At 71.6% G+C, this 17,234-nt stretch carries 12 protein-coding genes; 3 read left to right on the top strand and 9 right to left on the bottom strand.

The features are described 5' to 3' along the window. Positions 1–36 precede the first annotated feature (36 nt). From ACIQCZ_RS11685 to ACIQCZ_RS11675, 3 genes are all read right to left on the bottom strand, one after another. On the bottom strand, positions 37–810 hold the full coding sequence (locus ACIQCZ_RS11685; RefSeq protein WP_402281602.1) for a LuxR C-terminal-related transcriptional regulator: 774 nt from the start codon (positions 808–810) through the stop codon (positions 37–39). 31 nt (positions 811–841) lie between these two features. Beyond that, complete coding sequence (locus tag ACIQCZ_RS11680) at positions 842–2,545, bottom strand: amidohydrolase (protein ID WP_402281601.1); 1,704 nt, start codon at positions 2,543–2,545, stop codon at positions 842–844. A 480-nt stretch (positions 2,546–3,025) separates the two neighbouring features. After that, entirely contained in the window at positions 3,026–3,592 is a 567-nt protein-coding gene (locus tag ACIQCZ_RS11675) for a GNAT family N-acetyltransferase (protein WP_402281599.1), read from the bottom strand. A gap of 57 nt (positions 3,593–3,649) precedes the next feature. Here ACIQCZ_RS11675 and ACIQCZ_RS11670 point away from each other — a divergent pair, with 57 nt between their 5' ends. Next, positions 3,650–4,252 carry a TetR/AcrR family transcriptional regulator gene (locus ACIQCZ_RS11670; protein ID WP_402281597.1) on the top strand — a complete coding sequence of 201 codons (603 nt, stop codon included), beginning with the start codon at positions 3,650–3,652 and terminating at the stop codon, positions 4,250–4,252. Between the two features lie 190 nt (positions 4,253–4,442). Here the strand turns inward: ACIQCZ_RS11670 and ACIQCZ_RS11665 are convergent, their stop codons facing one another. Then, positions 4,443–5,192, bottom strand: a complete 750-nt coding sequence (locus ACIQCZ_RS11665) for a TioE family transcriptional regulator (RefSeq protein ID WP_402281596.1) — start codon at positions 5,190–5,192, stop codon at positions 4,443–4,445. A 58-nt stretch (positions 5,193–5,250) separates the two neighbouring features. On the opposite strand from ACIQCZ_RS11665, the gene ACIQCZ_RS11660 reads away from it, so the two are divergent. Beyond that, the gene (locus ACIQCZ_RS11660; protein ID WP_402281595.1) at positions 5,251–6,453 is read left to right on the top strand and encodes an erythromycin esterase family protein; all 1,203 of its coding nucleotides are present in this window, start codon (positions 5,251–5,253) and stop codon (positions 6,451–6,453) included. A 336-nt stretch (positions 6,454–6,789) separates the two neighbouring features. Beyond that, entirely contained in the window at positions 6,790–8,163 is a 1,374-nt protein-coding gene (locus tag ACIQCZ_RS11655; RefSeq protein ID WP_402281594.1) for an FAD-dependent oxidoreductase, read from the top strand. A gap of 90 nt (positions 8,164–8,253) precedes the next feature. Here the strand turns inward: ACIQCZ_RS11655 and ACIQCZ_RS11650 are convergent, their stop codons facing one another. The 5 genes from ACIQCZ_RS11650 to ACIQCZ_RS11630 all read right to left on the bottom strand — a co-directional run bounded on the left by ACIQCZ_RS11650 (position 8,254) and on the right by ACIQCZ_RS11630 (position 16,927). Next, positions 8,254–9,522 carry a ricin-type beta-trefoil lectin domain protein gene (locus ACIQCZ_RS11650; RefSeq protein WP_402281592.1) on the bottom strand — a complete coding sequence of 423 codons (1,269 nt, stop codon included), beginning with the start codon at positions 9,520–9,522 and terminating at the stop codon, positions 8,254–8,256. A 523-nt stretch (positions 9,523–10,045) separates the two neighbouring features. Beyond that, positions 10,046–10,714, bottom strand: a complete 669-nt coding sequence (locus ACIQCZ_RS11645) for a hypothetical protein (RefSeq protein WP_402281590.1) — start codon at positions 10,712–10,714, stop codon at positions 10,046–10,048. Positions 10,715–10,929: 215 nt separating this feature from the next. Continuing rightward, a complete protein-coding gene (locus ACIQCZ_RS11640) occupies positions 10,930–13,077 on the bottom strand; it encodes an AAA family ATPase (RefSeq protein WP_402281589.1) in 2,148 nt (715 codons plus the stop codon). Next, positions 13,074–13,778 carry a DUF4255 domain-containing protein gene (locus ACIQCZ_RS11635; RefSeq protein WP_402281588.1) on the bottom strand — a complete coding sequence of 235 codons (705 nt, stop codon included), beginning with the start codon at positions 13,776–13,778 and terminating at the stop codon, positions 13,074–13,076. Before ACIQCZ_RS11635 ends, ACIQCZ_RS11640 begins: the two co-directional genes overlap by 4 nt. Continuing rightward, positions 13,775–16,927 (bottom strand): hypothetical protein, encoded by a 3,153-nt coding sequence (locus ACIQCZ_RS11630; protein ID WP_402281587.1) that lies wholly within the window; start codon positions 16,925–16,927, stop codon positions 13,775–13,777. Before ACIQCZ_RS11630 ends, ACIQCZ_RS11635 begins: the two co-directional genes overlap by 4 nt. Positions 16,928–17,234 lie beyond the last annotated feature (307 nt).

The raw sequence follows: 17,234 nt of genomic DNA, 5'->3' as shown, positions 1-17,234 counted from the left end.
CGTCCCCGCGAAGCGCGCCGTCCCCGCGCGCTCGCGTCAGTGGGACGGCTCGATTCCCCAGGCGGCGGCCCGGGCGGCGGCGGCCGCGCGGTTGGGGAGGTCGAGCTTGGCGAGGATGTGCTCGATGTGGGTCCCCACGGTGCGCGGCGTGATGTACAGCCGCTCGGCGATCTCCCGGTTGGTACGGCCGGCGGTCAGTTCGGCCAGCACCTGGAGTTCCCGTGGCGAGAGTCCGCCGGGCCGCCACACGTCCGGGCGCCGCACGTCCGAGGCGATCCCCTCCGTCGGCAGGCCCGCGTGGGGGTCGACGGCTGCGGCGAGGGCCTCGGTGAGCAGGGTGACCACGGCGCGCGCCGGGTCGGGCGCGCGCCGCGGCCGGCGGGTGCTGACATTCAGCATGCCGACGTACCGGCCGTCGGCGGCGAAGAGACACTGGGCCACGCCGTCCTCGATGCCGAGGGGGCTCAGCACCTTCTGGAAGCCCGGGGATGCTGCCAGGAGCTGCCGGGGGACGTCCCTGAGCCAGAGACCGCCTCGGGCCGGGCTGCGGAGCACGGGGAACACCGGGTCGTGGTGGAGGCAGGTCTCGATGTAGGCCGTGGCGTCGTCCGGGTAGCTCCCCGCCAGGGTGGTGTGGCGCCGGCGCAGCGGATCCCACCGGGCCAGTGAGGCGTGGTCGTACTCCATCACCTCCGACAGCGCCGTCAGGACCGTGTCGACGCCCGTCGCGCCGCTCGTGGCGCTCCTGGCGGCCTCACGGACATGGACGGCCGCGTCCAGGATGTCCGCCCCGCTCCGCTCCGCCGCCATCCCCCAAGGATGATCATGTGCCTGGAATACGTCAATCGCGAAGGGTGTCGTGCACGACCTGCCCGTCCACGACGGTGAGGACGACGGGCATCTCCGGTATGTCGTGGGGGTCGACGGTGAGCAGATCCCCGTCGAGCACGCAGAGGTCGGCGGCCTTGCCGGGCTCCAGGGAGCCCTTCCAGTCCTCGGCGAAGTCCTGCCAGGCCGCGTCGATCGTGTACGTACGGATCGCCTCGGCCAGGACGATGCGCTGCTCGGGGCCGCTGACCCGGCCGGCGGCCTTCGACTCGCGCAGCAGCATCGTGGCGACGCCCTGGCGCCAGTCCGGGTACGTGACGGGGGCGTCGGACCCGCTCGCGACCCGCACGCCGGCGTCGATGGCATCGCGGTAGGGCCATGCGTAGGCGGCCCGTTCGGCACCGACGAACTCCTCCTCCATGTCGGCGACGGTCCACTTGATGGTGGGGTTCATGTTGACGCCGAAGCCGTGCTCGGCCAGCACCTTCATGCTGTGCGCGGTGAGGAAGTCACCGTGGATGACGTAGTGACGGGCGTCGGGCCGCGGGTGCTCGGCCATGGCCGTGGCGAAGGCATCCGCGACGGTGTCGATGGCTCGGTCGCCGGTGACGTGAACGCCCAACTGGTGCCCGGCGGCGTGGGCGTGCCGGATCATGGCACCGATCTCGTCGATCCGCTCGGCGTCGGTCTCGCCGCCGACGCACAGGGAGCCGCAGCCACCGCCGACGTACGGCTCGTGCATCCAGGCCGTCTTGTTGGGGACGATGCCGTCGGCGAAGACCTTGACCCCGTGGATCGCCAGGCGGCGCGGATCTGCGTCGCCGGAGTCACCGAGGGCGGTGAGCGTGCGGGCGAACTCCTCGGCTGTGCTCGCCATTCCGGTGGGCAGGAGCAGGACGCCGACGCGGGCGGTCAGTTCGCCGTCGGCCAGCAGCCGGCGATAGACGTCGAGGGTCTCCGCGCCGAGCGCGCCCCGCATGATGCCGTCGCCGCCGGGGCCGAGTCCGGGCTCGGTGTAGCTGGTCACGCCGAGCCCGGCGAGCGTGGCGAGGGCCGACCTGATCGCGTCGGTCCGCTCCTGCCGGCTGAGCGGCGGCAGCGCGTTCTGGACGAGGGCCTGGGCCCCCTCGTGGAGCAGCCCGGTCGGCTTCCCGGCCTCGTCCACGACGATGGCCCCGCCGGGCGGTGCGACGGTGTGCCGGTCGATCCCGATCAGCTCCAGCGCCTTGGAGTTGACCCAGGTGGCGTGCCCGGAGAAGGAGTAGAGGACGACGGGGTGGTCCGGGCTCACTGCGTCGAGGTCGCTCCGCGAGGGCAGCCGCGACGGATCGGCGACGCACTCGTCGAGGTAACCGGCGTCCCAGCCGTGCCCCGTGATCCACTGCCCGCCCGGAACCCGCCCGACGGCCTCCCGTACCGCCTCGGCCACGTCTGCGAGAGAGGACACGGCGGGATGGCCGAGCTCGACGGAGAGCGGCGGCGTCGCCATGCCGAAGGCGCACCCGTGCAGATGGGAATCGTTGATGCCGGGAAGCAGCGTCGCCCCCCGCAGGTCGACGACGCGGGTACGGGGTCCGACGAGCGGCGCGACGTCGTCCCGCCCACCGACGGCACTGATGATCCCACCGGTCACCGCCAGGGCCGAGGCGACGGAGAACTCCGCGTCGACCGTGACGACCCGCCCACCGAAGAACACCAGATCCGCATACGTGGTCACAGAATTTCCCTTCGAAAGCGGGCGCAGCACGGCTACCCGCGAACAATCTCCCGAGGACTATGACCGCGCCCCCGCGCTCCGCACATCGGTCGTCCCACCGATACGGGCTCGCGCAGAGGCAGGCTGACGGCCGGCTCCCGACGCCGGGAGATCCGGCACAACCACGCCTTGTGCGCACCATCCCGACCGAAGTCGCCGGGGGCGATGTTCTCGGTGTCCCGGCCCACCCGTGATCGGCCGTTGAACTCGGCCCCGCAGGCAAGCGCGCCGTCCGGCGGCACCCTCCTGTCCGGGCACCCGTCACTGAACGCGTCCGTCGGCGCTCAGCCGGCCGTTCGGTCCGAGTGAACCGGACGCCGCCCCGCCGCCATGACACGAGCGATCCGGCCATCGCGCAGAGCGTTGCCCGATGGCCGGATCCGAACCGACGGCGGCCTCGCGGGGCCGAGAAGACTTCACCTTCGGACGGCGACCGTGCTCTCAGCTGTGCGTGACCGACGCGGAGGGACTGTTCCATTCGTCGCGGAGGAGCGACCAGATCTCCTTGTCGTGCCGCTCGCCACGGTACGGATAGCGTTGCCGCAGCACGCCGTCGCGGGTCATGCCGAGCCTGCGCGCAGTCTCGATACTGCGGGTGTTGCCCGCGGCGGCCCACCACTCGACCCGGCTCATCCCGCGTTCACGGAAAGCCCAGTCGATCAGGGCGCGCGAAGCCTTGACCACCAGGCCGTGCCCCTGCCCGGCGGCCTCCAGCCAGCAGCCGATCTCGCACACACCGGAGCCGGCGTCGAAGGTGGTGAACATGACGCCGCCCACGAGCGTGCCCTCCAGCCAGATGCCGTAGATCCGGGCCGCGTCCTGGGCCTGCTTGTCCGCGTACCGCTGCAGGACCGCCGTGGCGGACTCGAGGTCGGTGCTGAGCGTCGCCCACGGTATCCACGGGTCGACGTGCGGCCTGGCGCGGTCGATGTGGGCGAGGAACTCCGGCGCCTGCCATGGTTCGAGGGGACGCAGTTGAGCGCGGTCGTCCAGCGCGAGCGTGAACATGAGTGCCCCAATCTGTTCTAGGTACATAACGAGCGTTCGGTATGTAAGCTAACACGCATGCCACCAGCACGAGGAGACCGGGAAGCCCGCCGAGAAGACGTTTCCGAGGCGGTGTGGAAAGTGCTCGGAGAGAAGGGGTTCAACGGCCTTACGCTGCGTGCCGTCGCCGCCGCCATGGACGTTTCGACCGGCATGCTCATGCACTACTTCCCCACCAAACGGGCCCTGGTGATTCACGCCCTGGGCATCCTGGAGAAGCGCACCGCGGAACGTCCCCGCCGTGAGTGGCCGGCCGCGGGACTGCCGGCGCTGCGGGAGGTGCTACTGGACATCCTGCCGCTCACCGCCGACGACACCGCGCGCAACCGCATCTGGGTGAGTTCCTGGGACCTCGCCCTGGCCGACGAGGAAGTGGGCACGGCACAGGCGGATCGCTACACGCGTATGCGATCAGCGGTCCGTGCACACCTTGAGGACGCTCGCCGCCTGGAGGAAGTGGCCGCCTCCACGGATCTGGAACAACTCGCCGCCGAGACAGTGGCGTTCGTCCACGGCCTCACCGTCCAGGCGCTCTTCGACCCCGGACGATTTCCCGCAGCCGTGCAGACGTCCATGGTCGACGACTTCCTGCGCAGAACCGCGACCACGCAGGGCGCGTAGCCGCCGGGAGAAGGCATCGGCGCTCGGGCGCCGACGGCCGCGCCCCGTTCGACGGCAGATAATTGACGGGCCGTCATATCCGGAGTCTTCGCTCGTGACCGGCCCGGTCATCGCGGGGACGCACCGTCTCGACGTGGCAGGTGAGCAGAGCGGGGAGCCGAGGAACCTCCCAGCGAGAACGACCGAGGTCTCATCCGCGTCGGCGGAGGTAGGTCTCCAGCTCGGCTGCCCCGGTCAGCATCGCCCGCCCGCGGTCGGACAGCCGACCGCTCCAGTCGCCCAGAGCGGCCTCCAGCGGCTCCAGCCCACCGGCCGCCCGCACCTGGGCGATCAGCGGGGCGATCTGCTCCAACAGGTAGCCGCCCCGCCTGAGTTGATGAGTCAGCCGGGCGTCCCGCACGTCGGCCTCGTCGTAGACGCGGTACCCGGTCAGCGGGTCGCGGCGCGGGCGCACCAGCCCGGCGCGCTCCCATTTGCGCAGCGTCGCGGGCCGGATGCCGAGCTTGTCCGCCAGCGGCCCGATGAACGCACCCTCGGGCCCGGTCACCTCGGCCGGCCCGGACCCCGCACCGGGCTCGGACACGGCGGTGGGCTCCAGGTCTCGCAGGGCCCGTTCCACGGCCTGGAGGGTCCGGCGGTCTTCGAGGAGCTGGGCGTGGCTCTCGTCGATGAGGCGGAACGCCTCCTCGAGGGTGCCCTGGTTCACGGCCCGCATGATCGACGTCGCTCTCTGGTGGCCGTGGCCGGGCACCAGGGCGAGGAACGCGCTCAGGGCGGCCGCGTGCAGTGGCGTATAGGTGCGGTAGCCGTGGGGCGTGCGCCCGGCGGCCGGAAGGATGCCGGCTTCCTCGTAGTTCCTGATCGCCTGGGTGGACAGACCGTGCCCGCGTGCCAGATCAACCGGCCTGAGCCGATCACAGCTTTGAAGGTTTCGTCCCACGAATCCGACGATATCGCGGAAAAGTTTCCACCGAGGGTTCAACGATACCGTTTAAGGCATGGCGACTGACATCAAGGACACCGCCCGTGCCGTCGAGGCTGCCGCTGTCATGAGGCTGCTCCCGGCCCGGCCGCGGCTGCTCGCCCTGGGCGAGCCCACCCACGGCGAGGACACTCTGCTCGACGTACGCAACGAACTCTTCCGGCAACTGGTCGAGCAGGAGGGGTACCGGACGATCGCGATCGAGAGCGACTGCCTGATGGGCCTGGCCGTGGACGACTACGTCACCTCCGGTACGGGCACACTCGACGAGGTCATGGAGCGCGGAATCAGCCACGGCTGGGGCGCCTTTGCGGCCAACCGCGAGCTGGTGCGTTGGATGCGGGCGTACAACGACGGCCGGCCCGCGCCCGAGCGGCTCCGCTTCGCCGGTTTCGACGGCCCACTGGAGATCACCCACGCCGCGAGCCCCCGGCAGGCCCTCACCGCACTCCACGCCTACCTCGCGGCCGAGGTGGACGCGGACCTGCTCCCCTGCACCGCGGAAACGCTCGACCGCCTGCTCGGCACCGACGACCGATGGACCGATCCCGCCGCGATGATGGACCCGACCCAGTCCGTGGGGCGGTCGACCGAGGCGGGTCGGCTGCGGCTGCTCGCCGACGATCTGGTGGCCCTGCTCGACGCACAGACGCCACACCTGCTCGCGGCGACCTCGCGGGACGACTGGGACCGGGCGCGCCTGTACGGGCGCACCGCGACCGGCCTGCTGCGGTACCACCACTCGATGGCCGACACCTCGCCGACCCGCATGACGCGGCTGTGCACGCTGCGGAGTTCGATGATGGCCCACAACCTCTTTGCCCTCGCCGCTCGGGGCCCGGCGCTCATTCACGCCCACAACTCCCATCTCCAGCGGGAAAAGAGCACGATGGCGACGTGGGACGGGCCGGTGGAGTGGTGGGGCGCCGGTGCCCTGGTGAGCGCCCAGCTCGACGGAGGCTACGCCTTCGTGGCCACGGCGCTCGGCACGATCCGCCACCAGGGAGTGGACACCCCGTCCCCGGACACCGTCGAAGGACTCCTGTACGCGCTCCCGGAGGACCGCTGCGTCATCGACGCCCCTCGGCTGGCCGCCCTGCTCGGCACCACGCGGCCCGCGCCCCGCGTATCCCCCTGGTTCGGCTACTCCCCGCTCGACCCGGCCCACCTGGCGGGCACCGACGGGATCGTGTTCGTCAAGGACGTCCCGCAGACCTGAACACTGACTCCCCAACACCGCCGCCGGCGCGTCGGAGGCAGTACGGGGCCTGACAGACAGTCAGGCCCCGGCAGCCTGCACGCGGGTGCAGCCTCACGGTCTCTCTCCGCAGGGGCACCACCTCGGGAAACGGTTTCTCGACGTCCACAGGGCGCGGCGGCGTAAGGCGGGCCACGCCAACAGGGCACGAGAGAACCGCCTCGCACGGACCAGGAGAACGAGGGCCGGCCGCACCGGCCGCCGCCGCGCCCCGCCCCACGAAGGACGCCGCCGGTTCCGGACCGGAGATCGCCAATCAGTAGGATCGTTCCGCAACACGACGCGAAGGGGAGATCGGTGGCGCGGGTTGCGGTGATCGGCGGGAGTATCAGCGGGCTGGGAACGGCGCTCATGCTCGGCCGACGAGGCCACACGGTCACGTTGTTCGAACAGGACGCGCGACAGGCCGAAGAGGACCTGGACCGGGACTTCTTCCACTGGAACAGACCCCGAGTCCCTCAGGCCGGCCATCCCCACTCGCTGCTCGCGCCCGTCCGCGCCGTGCTGCGCGCCGAGGCCCCTGATGTCTACACGGACGTGCTGGCACGGGGAGCCCGGGAGTACCACGAGTTCGACTGGTTCGGTGAGCATCCGCCGCATCGGGCCGGCGACGAGGACCTGGTGACCCTGCGCACCCGCCGCATCGTGCTGGAGGCCGCCCTGACCGCGGCCGTGCGGCGGGAACCCACCATTGAGGTGCGGCGAGGCCGCCGGGTGCACGCCCTCACCCTCCGGGAGGGCCGTCCTGCCCGGGTCACCGGCGTGCAGGTGGGCGCGGAAACGCACCGGGCGGACCTCGTCGTCGATGCGTCCGGTCGTCGCTCGCCGGTGCCCGCCTGGCTGATCGCGGCCGGATGCCGCCCGCCCGTGGTCGACAGCCACCGCACCGGGATCGCCTATTTGTGCCGCTGGTACCGCCTGCGCTCCGACGGCCCACGTGACCCCGGACGGGTCAGGACCGGCTCGGCCGCACCGTTCGCGCTCGCCGGCGTCTTCCCTTCCGACAACGACACCTTCGCGGTGAGCCTGGTGGTCTCCACCGGTGATCCGACCCGCGGCGCGCTCGCCGACCCTGCCGTGTTCGAGGCCGTCGCCCGCCGCTTCCCCGCGACCGCCGCCTGGCTCGACCTGGCCCCCGAACCGCACTCCGCCGTCCTGGCGATGGCCGGCCTGGACAACCGCTGGACCGCCCTCGCCGACGATGACGGACCCGTCGTCACCGGCCTGGTCAGCGCCGGGGACAGCCTCATCCACACCAACCCCACCTTCGGTCATGGCGCGGCCCTCGGCCTGCGTACCGCCCAGCACCTCGCCACCCACGCCGACCGGATCGCCGCGGACCCCATGAGCTACCACACGTGGACGACAAAGGCCCTCCGCCCGTGGTTCGACACGCAGGTGACGACCGACCGCAACAACGGACAACGCCTCGCCGACGGCTCACCACCCGCAGATCGGCGGACTGCCGCCCTGGCCGCCTGCGCCTTTGACGATCCCGTCGTCATGAGAGCCCGAGCCCAGGTGCGCCATCTCCTGCGACTGCCCGACGACGCCTACGGCACCGACGAAGTGGACCGACACGTCACTGCCTGGCTGGCCGCCCACCCGGACTTCACGCCGAAACACGACGGCCCGACCCGGGAGCAATGGGATGCGCTCATCCCGCGCTGAGGGCTTGCCCGGCACCTCGCCTTCGGCGCTCAGTGCCGGCAGGCGAACGTCTGCCGGCACTGGGGGGCGTGATCATCACGCACGGCGGCTTCACCCACCCCACTGCCAGTACTGTTCGGGCCGGGGCGGCGCGCTGCAGTCGGAGAGGGTCAGCCGGGGGCTGGGGTGGTCCCGGGCGTTCCAACGGGCAGGTAGCTCACGGTCGTCCTGGTACAGGCAGCGGTTGCCGCTGTTCTCGATCCGCCAGGCCGTGCGCTTCCACGTCGGGCTCTTCCAGGGCACGCGGGTCCACTGCTGGTTCGCGCTCCCGCCACGACACGGTTCGAGGTCGACCCCCGGACCGCCGGCCGTCAGGCAGGAGTCCGGATCGCTCCGGAGCCCGATCGTGCCGTCCCGCCTCATCCCCCATCGCTGCCCGGCGGAGCCGTCGCACGCGTGGATGCGGACCGTTCGGGGCCCGGCCCCCGGTGAACCGTCTGCCGCGTCGAGGCACTGGGCCGGATCCGGACCGGTGAAGTACGTGGTCCGGCCGATGTCCCCGAGGATCTCACCAGGCCGTGGAGAGCGATGGACCTGTTCGTACTGCCGGTGGATCCACAGTTTCCAGTCCTCTTTGAGCGATCCGTGATACGGCGGCACCTTCGCGCACCAGCCCGTGGCCCGGCACTGGCGATTGGCGATGTACCAACGCGCCACCTGCTCCTTCTCCGCTGCCTGTCCGGGAGTGAGGTTCGCCTTCCTCGCCGACATCGTGTACGCGAGGTACGACGTGACGGGAACGCCGAGGGCGTAGCCCACGCTCCTGAAGTACCGGGCCCCGATGCCGTGGTCGCTGTGGTCGACACCACCGCCGAGACCGAACGCGAACGACGCGTTGTCGTGATCCATGGTCAGGACACGTTCCGCACGACTGCTCCTGACCAGGGTGGAGAGTGTCGCGAGCAGCCTTTCCTCGCTGTAGCTCACGCCGCCCAGGAACCCGGAGACACTCTTCTTCCTTCCGTCGAAGAGCTTGAGCACACTGTTCGCGTCCTGGCCCTGCGGAAGCCCGTCGTGGAGATCGAGGAAGGTCAGCCGGACGTCGGCGCCGCGGGGTCGGCCGTCGAGCAGGAACGACCGGACCCGGACGTCGCCGGCCTGCACATCGGACTGTTCCCAGTCATCGGCCGCTCCCGCCATCGACGCATAGGCCGCCCGCACCCCGTACTCCCTGCGGTCCACGTACTCCAGCGCCTTGACACGATCGGCGATGGCATCGTCCCCCGCGGTCAGATAGACGGTGTGGAGCGGGCATCTCTCCCGGATGGTCCGCATGATCTCCGGGTTCATGAAGAACAGGTCGTCGTCCGGATGTGCCACGCCCACCAGGGTGCGACGGCATGGGGACGGGTCCTTCTGCTCCTTCTGCGACGTGGCCGCCGGACCGGGGCCGGAGGGCGGGGCCGGTTCGGAGGAGCATCCGGAGCCGGACAGGGCGCAGAGTGCCATGGCCACAGCCAGTGCGCGGTACGTGCGTCGCGGGCGACGGCGACTCCCCCTGCCCGTCGACGGTCTGGCGCCCATCCGTGGCCTCCTCCCGCACCGAGTGCACCTCCAGCGGATGATCACCGCACCGGGGTGCACGGAACCAGCCGACGCGCCGCGAGGCACACCCGGTCGGCGGTCCGACACGACCCGCGGAACGCCCGCGGGAGTGCCCGGAAGTCGGTGTGCTCCGACCGGCCCGGAACTGACGCCGCCCGGTCGTCGCCCCCGTCCCGTCGGCGCCGCTCCCGCGCCGCTCGTCTCCCGGGCCGGAGCGGAACCGTGGCCGGCGGCAGTCCCTGAGCCGACGGCCGATCACGCTCTCCCCCGGCGAGCCGGCACGCCGCGCCGGCCCTTGTCAGAGTCCGAACCCCGTGATCACCCGCTCGGCGAGATCGTCCTCCGTCATCGCCGTCCCGACCTCGATGGTGCGCAGTCGGAGACGTTCGGTTTCCTCCCGAAGGCGTTCGGTGAACAGGTGATCGCGTCGGGCGATGTTGCGGTCGGCCCGGTCCGGATCACTGGTCCTGTGTGTGAATCGCCCACCTGGTGCGGCCCGTCCCCCGATGGCGGTCCGGCGGAATTCGGGGGTGGGAAGGAGCCAGACGGCGTGGTCAGGAACGGCAAGAAGAGGTTTCACGAGGTGTGGCAGCAACCGGAAGCCCTCGACGACGACACCGGGCTCAGGCGGCAGCCGAAGGAGGTCTTCGACGATCAGGTCGAAGCCTTCGCCTCGAAACCAGTGGAACGTCTCAAGCATCGTTTCCGGAGATCGGTTCACCCATCGCTCGTCCATGTCCATGGCGATGAACCGGTGCAGTAAGGGGGCCTCCTCGCGTGTGGTCCGCCGCGCGTGATCGCCCATCACGTCGTCGGTCGCGTAGAGACGCCATCCGTAGCGATCCGCGAGCCGGCGGGCGATCGTCGACTTGCCCGCGCCGCTCCCGCCGCCGATCCAGCGGACGTGCCGCAGCCGGGGAGCGAGCTCTGCGGCGTAGATCCTCTCTTCGAACCGTGCGGGTTTCATCCTTCTCCTGACCGGTGCGTCGGCTGAGCTGACGAGGCACCAGCCTCGACCATGCCCGCGCGCTTTCCGCACGCGCGTGCCGGAACTCACTCTCCTGCACACGAGCACGAGCGGGATCGACGGCCCGCAGGTGGCGTGCCGGTCGGCCTCGGTGTGCCAAGCATCGCAGGGCCCGGGCCCCGGTTTCCCGAGGGGCCCGAATGCCGGCTCGGCCCTCAGCTCAAGGAGCTCCGACCTCCGTCGCGGCGCTGCGCACGGTCCAGCCAGGGGCCGAACTCGTTCTCCAGGACCAGCCGGCCGAGTTTGCGGTACTCCTGGAGCACGGCCGAGACGATCTGCTCCATGCCGAGCGGTCTCCCGGATTCGGCCGCCTGGTAGGCGGCGGTCACCGCGCAGGCGCGGATCGATCCGCCCGCCAACTCGAAGCGCTCTGCGCACAGTTCCAGGTCGAGTCCCGCGTCGCGTGGGACCGCCGTCCCGAGGCAGCGGTCCCACAGGGCCAGTCGCTGTTGCGCGTCCGGCATGGGGAACTCCGCGATGATGTCGAGGCGGCGGGTGAAGGCCTCGTCGAGATCGGCGCGCAGATTGGTGGTGAGTACCGCGATCCCGTCGAAGGACTCGATCCGCTGGAGCAGATAGGCCGACTCCACGTTGGCGTGGCGGTCGTGCGCGTCCTTGACCTGCGAGCGCTTCCCGAAGATGGCGTCCGCCTCGTCGAACAGCAGGATGCCGTTGACGTCGGATGCCTCGACGAAGATCCTTTCGAGATTCTTCTCGGTCTCACCGATGTACTTGTCCACCACGATGGACAGATCCACGACGTAGAGCTCCATGCCGAGCTCCGACGCCACCACCTCGGCGGACATGGTCTTGCCGGTGCCCGACTCACCGGCGAACAACGCGACGACCCCCCGCCCGCGGCCACCGCCCGGCCGCATGCGCCACCGGCCGAGCACCTGCTCGCGATGGCGTGCGCGCAGGGCGAGTTCGGACAACTGGTGTCGGGTCGCGGAGGGCAGCACGAGGTCGTCCCAGCCGACCGCGGGCTCGATGCGACGGGCGAGCCGTTCGAGCCCCGCGCCGTTCTGTGCCCGTACCGCCGTGCGCAGGTCCCGCGCGTCCACCGGACGCTCCTCCAGAACAGCCAGCCGGGAGGCGACGGCGGCGGCCTTGCGCACCTGCTCGGAGTCGAGCCGGTAGGCAGTGGTGGTCTCGATGAGTCCCTCGTCGGGCGGCACGTTCTCGGCGGGCAGCCCGACGGAAGTGCCTGCATCGGTGAGTGCGCGGCGCCACTGCCGCGCCACGTCCGCGGGGCCGGGCGGCAGGACACGGACCGGAACCGGGCTCTCCCTGGTCCACAGGGGGTCCCAGTTCTTCTTTCCGTACGCGATCAGGGGGGCACCGCTGACCGCCGCGCAGAGGCTGCCGAGCAGCCGGGCCCCCTCGGGCCGCTCGGGGGCGAGCGCTTCGAGCGGTCCGAGGACGACGCCGCCGTTGCTCAGCCGGGCCTCGGCCGCCAGGGTCCTCACGAGTTCCGCCGGTTCGGGAGCGATGGCGAACGCCGGGACGTCGACCACCAGCGGACGACGCCCTGCGGCGCGAAGCGCCTCGACCGCCAGTGCTCCGGGGTCGCCGCCCCGGTCGAGCAGATGCACGAGGCCGCTGCCCGAGTCCAGCGCCGCCGCGACCCGCAGTTTCTCAGGTCCCGTGTCCGTCTCCTCCTCGGGTCCCGCCACCCGGACGAAACCGCGGAGCCTCCCGTCCGGCTCGTCGTCGCCGAGCAGGTACGCGGTGATCCGGTCCGGCACGCGCAGCACCCGCGACAGCAGCGGACGGTCGGCCTCCAGGACCTCCAGCAGCCCGCTCGCGACCAGCGGCGCGGACGGCGAGAACCGGAAGCGGCCGGAGCTCGCGGCGGGCAGCCCGCAGAGTTCGAGTGCCAGGCCGATGGCCGGCCTTCGCCGGGTGAGGTCGTCGTTGAGGTAGCCGTAGAGCCGTTCGAACCGGATGTCGATGTCCGGCGCCATCGCGACCAGCAGAAGCTCGACGTCCAGCGGCACCAGGCCGAAGTTCTCGGCGAGCCCACGGATCCGGCTCCCCGGCGGGGAGTGCGGCGAAGGCTCGAAATCGTAGGGCGGTACGGGCGAGAACGCGTCGCGGGACGCCAGGATCCGCTCGGCCGCCTCGGGGGTGAGGTACTGCCCCCGGTACGGATCGTCCGGTTCCGGGTCGATGGCACGCCGGTCCGCCACGGCCTGCCTGACCCGCCGCTCGACGTGCCCCAACCGCTGCCAGAGGTCCTCGACGGCCGCCGTCGGGGTGCCGGGCGGTTCGAGGACGGTACGGGTGCCTTTCGTGGTCATCGAGCCCCGCCTCCGCGCCTGCGCCGACCGGGCGGCAACTGCCGTTCACGTTCGGCTGCGAAGCCCTGCCCGCCGGGGTCGGACGCCCCTTCGTAGCGCAGTCGACGCCCCGGTCCCGTCCCGTCGCCGTCCCGCGCGGGCGCGGCCTTGACCACCAGTCCTTCGGTGACCGGTGGGCCGGCCGAACTGCGTTCACCGGCCAGCGGCGCCCACACACGCAGGTCGATCGCGGCCTTGAGCTCACCGCCGAGCGCGGACCACACGTCCGAGGCGGACGGCCGGTCGGTGCCCGGACCCGCCGCCTCGATCTCCACGGTCAGCCCGAGCTCGGCGAGGCTGCCCGTGTGCATCCGGGCGGGCAGGACGTCCGACCGCACGAGGCAGCGCAACACCTCGGAGAGCAGGCGGTGTTCGTCCTGCGGGCGATTGGTCCAGGCGGTCACCAGATAGGTCAGCTCGAACCAGCGCGGCGGGGTCCGCCAGCCGACGACCACTCCTTGGTCGTCGTACTCCTCGGCCGTACCGGTACGGCGACGGGCCGCGTCCTCACGGATGCCGTGGAGGAAGACGCTCACCGTGGGGGCGTTGCGCCGGGCGGACCAGTCCTTCGTCGGTGCGTCGAAGACCAGGTCGACGCCGTTCTCCTGGAGGCCGGCGTCGACCAGCAGCAGCCGCAGCCCCTCGTCGACTTCGTGGATCATCTGCGCCCCACCTCGTCCGGCGGGACGATGGTGCCGCTGACCACCAGGAAGGGTGTGGTGACCGGGCTGAATCCCGGTCCCTCGGCGGTGATCGTGCGCGGTCCCGTCTCGTCCTTCACCAGAATCAGCAACTGCGCGATGAACGTTCCGTCCCGGCGCGGGACGGTGGGCGGGGCGGTTGCCGTGATCCCGGGCTTCCAGGTGAGCTTCACCGGTGCTCCGGGCGGGAAGTCCTTGCCCCGGACGGAGGTGACGAACCCCGGTTTGCCGACGGCGGGCACCGCGACGATACGGGGCTGGAGAATGCGCAGCGGGATCCTGGAGACGTTGTCACCGGGGTCGGCGTCGGTACCGGTCGTGGACAGCCTTCCCGTGACGGTTGTTCTCAGCGCCCGGTCCGGCGAGAGCACGACGCGGACGACCGTGGAGGCTCCCGGTGCCAGGTCGGGCAGCGTGCACACTCCGGCGGCGCAGCCCGCCGGAAGCGGACCCGCCGGGATCCGCGCGGGCAGTCCGAGTCCGAGCCGCAGGCCGGTGGCGAGCGCGTTCCTGCCGTTGCGCACGGTGTACGTCACCACCACCCGGCCTCCGACGTAGCCGGGGCTGGGCTGTGCCCGCACCACCACGCCGGGCCCCGCCTCGGGTTCGGGCGGCGGCGGGACGGGAGGCCGGGGCGGTGTGGGCGGCGAGGTCGACGGCGACGGGGTGGGTGTCGGCGGCGCGTCCTGGACCGGGACGATCGTTGTGGTGGCGTTGTCCGTGGGATTCGGGTCGACCACGGCTCCGTCGACCGACCAGCCGATCTGCTGGTCCCCCGTCGTCACGCCGGTCAGCCGGGCGGTGACGTCCACCCCGGCCCCGGGCCGGAGAACGCCCAGGTCGCACTGCGGCGCCCCGGTGGCACAGGACCCGGCCGGGGTGGTGAGTTCTTCCAGGCGCACACCGGGCGGGGTGTCCACGGTGAATGTGGTGCCGGGCGAGGGTGCCGGGCCGTGGTTGGTGACGGTGACCGTCACCGATACGGAGGAACCGACGTCCACCGCGGGTCCGGTGGGCGGTGCGGTGAGTGACAGGTCGACGGACTGCTGCACGCTGGGCTCCTTCTGACGCCCGGTCAGTCCGTTGTCGAGCGGCTTCAGTTCGCCGGTGGCGAGGTCGAGTACGGACAACTGCTCCGGGGAGTTGGCCGCGAGCGCTCTGCGTGAGCTGAGCACCAGCCGTCCCGCGTCCGGCGACCAGGCCACGTCCCGGGGCTGGAAGGGCCCGGTCAGCGAGGTGTCGGGAATCTCCTGGCTGCATGCGTCGGGGTTGTCCCGCTGGACGGACGGAAGCACGACCCGGCACCCGCCGCCGGTCAGCGAGGTCACAAGGATTCCGGCGCGCTCATTGACCCTGCCCCCGCCGTCCTTGCGGTTGAAGGCGAGCGTCCCGCCGTCGGGGGAGAACGCGGGGCTGTCGTCGATCACCTTGCATTCGCCGGGGCACGCGGTGACGCTGAGGTCCCGCTGCTGGTCGAGCGCGTACACCGGCACGGTCCAGACGTGCTTGATGCCGCCGAGGCCCCGGATCACGTGGTTGCGGGTGAATGCGAGGGTGGTTCCGTCCGACGACCAGGTCGGCTGCGCGTCGCCGCCCGCCGACTGCCCGTCCGGCGGCACGATCCGGCCGGTGATCGCTCCCGTGGCGACGTCCGCGATGAGAATGCTGCTCGGCCCCGCGGCCCCGCCGACCCCGCCGGGCGAGGTCCTGGTGAACGCCAGCCTGGAGCCGTCCGGCGAGAAGGTGGGGTCGGTGTCCCAGTCGAGGGCGCCGCGTCCGGCGAGCGGCATCGGTGCCGCGTTCAACCCGTCGGCATCAGCCATCCAGATGCGTTCGATGCGCCCGGCGTCCGAATCCTCGAAGCGGGTCACCACGATGCGCCTGCCGTCCGGTGTGTAGTTCTGCCGCTCGGTCCACGGGTCGTATCCCTCCGCCGGGTTGAACAGCGGGTCGGCGGCGGGGTCGGTGTTCGTACGGGCGGCCGGGTCCTCGCGCAGAAGGGTGAGCCCGAGGTCCCGCGGGTCCGAACCGTCCTGTGCGACGTCCTGGAGCGTCACGTCGTTCGCCGCCGAGGCGGTCCTCCGCGCGACGACGGCGGTCCCGGAGTCCGGGGTGCCGAGCCAGGCGGGCGATTCGACCTCGCGGTCCTCGCCGAGCACCGTCCGCGGTTCGGTGTCCGTGAAGGCGGTCGCCCGGTAGACATGGTCGAACTCCTTGCACCCGCAGGTCGTATCGGGGCTGAGGAAGAGCAGGTCGTTCCCGTCCGGCAGCCAGGCGGCCGAGCGGGTCCGCCAGTCGGTCTGGACACCGGCCAGCAGGGGGCGGTCGGTCCCGATGCCCTCGGTCGCCCGGAGCCGGGGTCCGGTCTCGTCGTCCGTCGTGAGGGTGTACGCGACGAGAGCACGATGGGAGTCGTCGTCCACCGGGTTCCACACCGGCTCGGTCGCGTCGCCGCCCGGGGCGTCGCTGATCCGGGTCACCCCGCCACCGGACACGGCCCGTTCGTATATCTGCCGACCCCGAACGGGATCGCCGTCAGCGGAGTACGCGATCCGGGAGCCGTCCGGGCAGAACGTCGGGGAGTTCTCGTCGGCGGCGGTGTCCGTCAGCCGTCGCAGGCCGGAGCCGTCGACGCCGACCGTCCACAGATCGCGCTGGACCGAGTCGCCCGGCCCCGGCTCCGCGGAGTCGAACACCACGGTCCGTCCGTCCGGGGAGAGTTCGGGGTGTGCGGCGTCCCGGTCGGTGGTGAGCCTGCGGACCGCTCCGTCCGCGTCGCGCACGTACACCTGCGGTCGGGCCTCGTCGCGCAGGCTGGTGAAGACCAGCACGTCACCGCGTACGGAAGGATCCTGGTCGTAGTGGGCCGGTCCGGGGCCGAACAGCGGGGCACTGGTCTGCGGGTCGGACACCCGGCCGAGGCTGCGGTGTTCGGTTCCGGCGAAAGCGATGCGTCCCGCGTCCGCCGGGACGTCGTCCGCCGCGGCCGCGAGTCCCGGCGCGTCCTGCGGGGCGGCGGAGCCCGCCACCAGCAGCGGCGCCAACAGCACCACGACGCCTGTCAGCCGTCGCAGCCGCGTATGCCTCGCCGGGCCAGCAGTGCCGGTCACGGCCCACCTCACAGTCTGGTTGGTGACTCTCCCTCACAAGCATCGCGTGCGCGGGGGAACCAAGAACAGGCCCGGAGGACCCGGAGCGGGGGAAGCGGCCGCTGCCCTTTGCGGCGGCCTCTCCCCCCGGCCTTCCTTCCCGGACACCTGCCGGGCTCCCGCGCGGCGACGTTCGTACGTCTTCGCGTGGGAGCCCGCGACGGGACCGGGGCCTCGTGTTCGGATCACGCCGGGCTTCCGTGCCCCGGTGCCGCCCCTCGCTTGCCGATCCGGGCCGATCCGAACGAAAGACCCCAGTGCCCCTCCC

The sequence above is a fragment of the Streptomyces sp. NPDC093149 genome (assembly GCF_044754145.1).
In the GTDB taxonomy this organism is placed as follows: Bacteria; Actinomycetota; Actinomycetes; order Streptomycetales; family Streptomycetaceae; genus Streptomyces.
Note: the sequence above shows the minus strand (reverse complement) of the source record. Positions and strands in the feature narration are given on the sequence as shown.

What these genes read in the sequence shown, in the direction of transcription:
- ACIQCZ_RS11640 (WP_402281589.1), bottom strand. Translation starts at nt 13,077, where the DNA reads ATGACCACGAAAGGCACCCGTACCGTCCTCGAACCGCCCGGCACCCCG.
- ACIQCZ_RS11635 (WP_402281588.1), bottom strand. Translation starts at nt 13,778, where the DNA reads ATGATCCACGAAGTCGACGAGGGGCTGCGGCTGCTGCTGGTCGACGCC.
- ACIQCZ_RS11660 (WP_402281595.1), top strand. Translation starts at nt 5,251, where the DNA reads ATGGCGACTGACATCAAGGACACCGCCCGTGCCGTCGAGGCTGCCGCT.
- ACIQCZ_RS11670 (WP_402281597.1), top strand. Translation starts at nt 3,650, where the DNA reads ATGCCACCAGCACGAGGAGACCGGGAAGCCCGCCGAGAAGACGTTTCC.
- ACIQCZ_RS11685 (WP_402281602.1), bottom strand. Translation starts at nt 810, where the DNA reads ATGGCGGCGGAGCGGAGCGGGGCGGACATCCTGGACGCGGCCGTCCAT.
- ACIQCZ_RS11645 (WP_402281590.1), bottom strand. Translation starts at nt 10,714, where the DNA reads ATGAAACCCGCACGGTTCGAAGAGAGGATCTACGCCGCAGAGCTCGCT.
- ACIQCZ_RS11675 (WP_402281599.1), bottom strand. Translation starts at nt 3,592, where the DNA reads ATGTTCACGCTCGCGCTGGACGACCGCGCTCAACTGCGTCCCCTCGAA.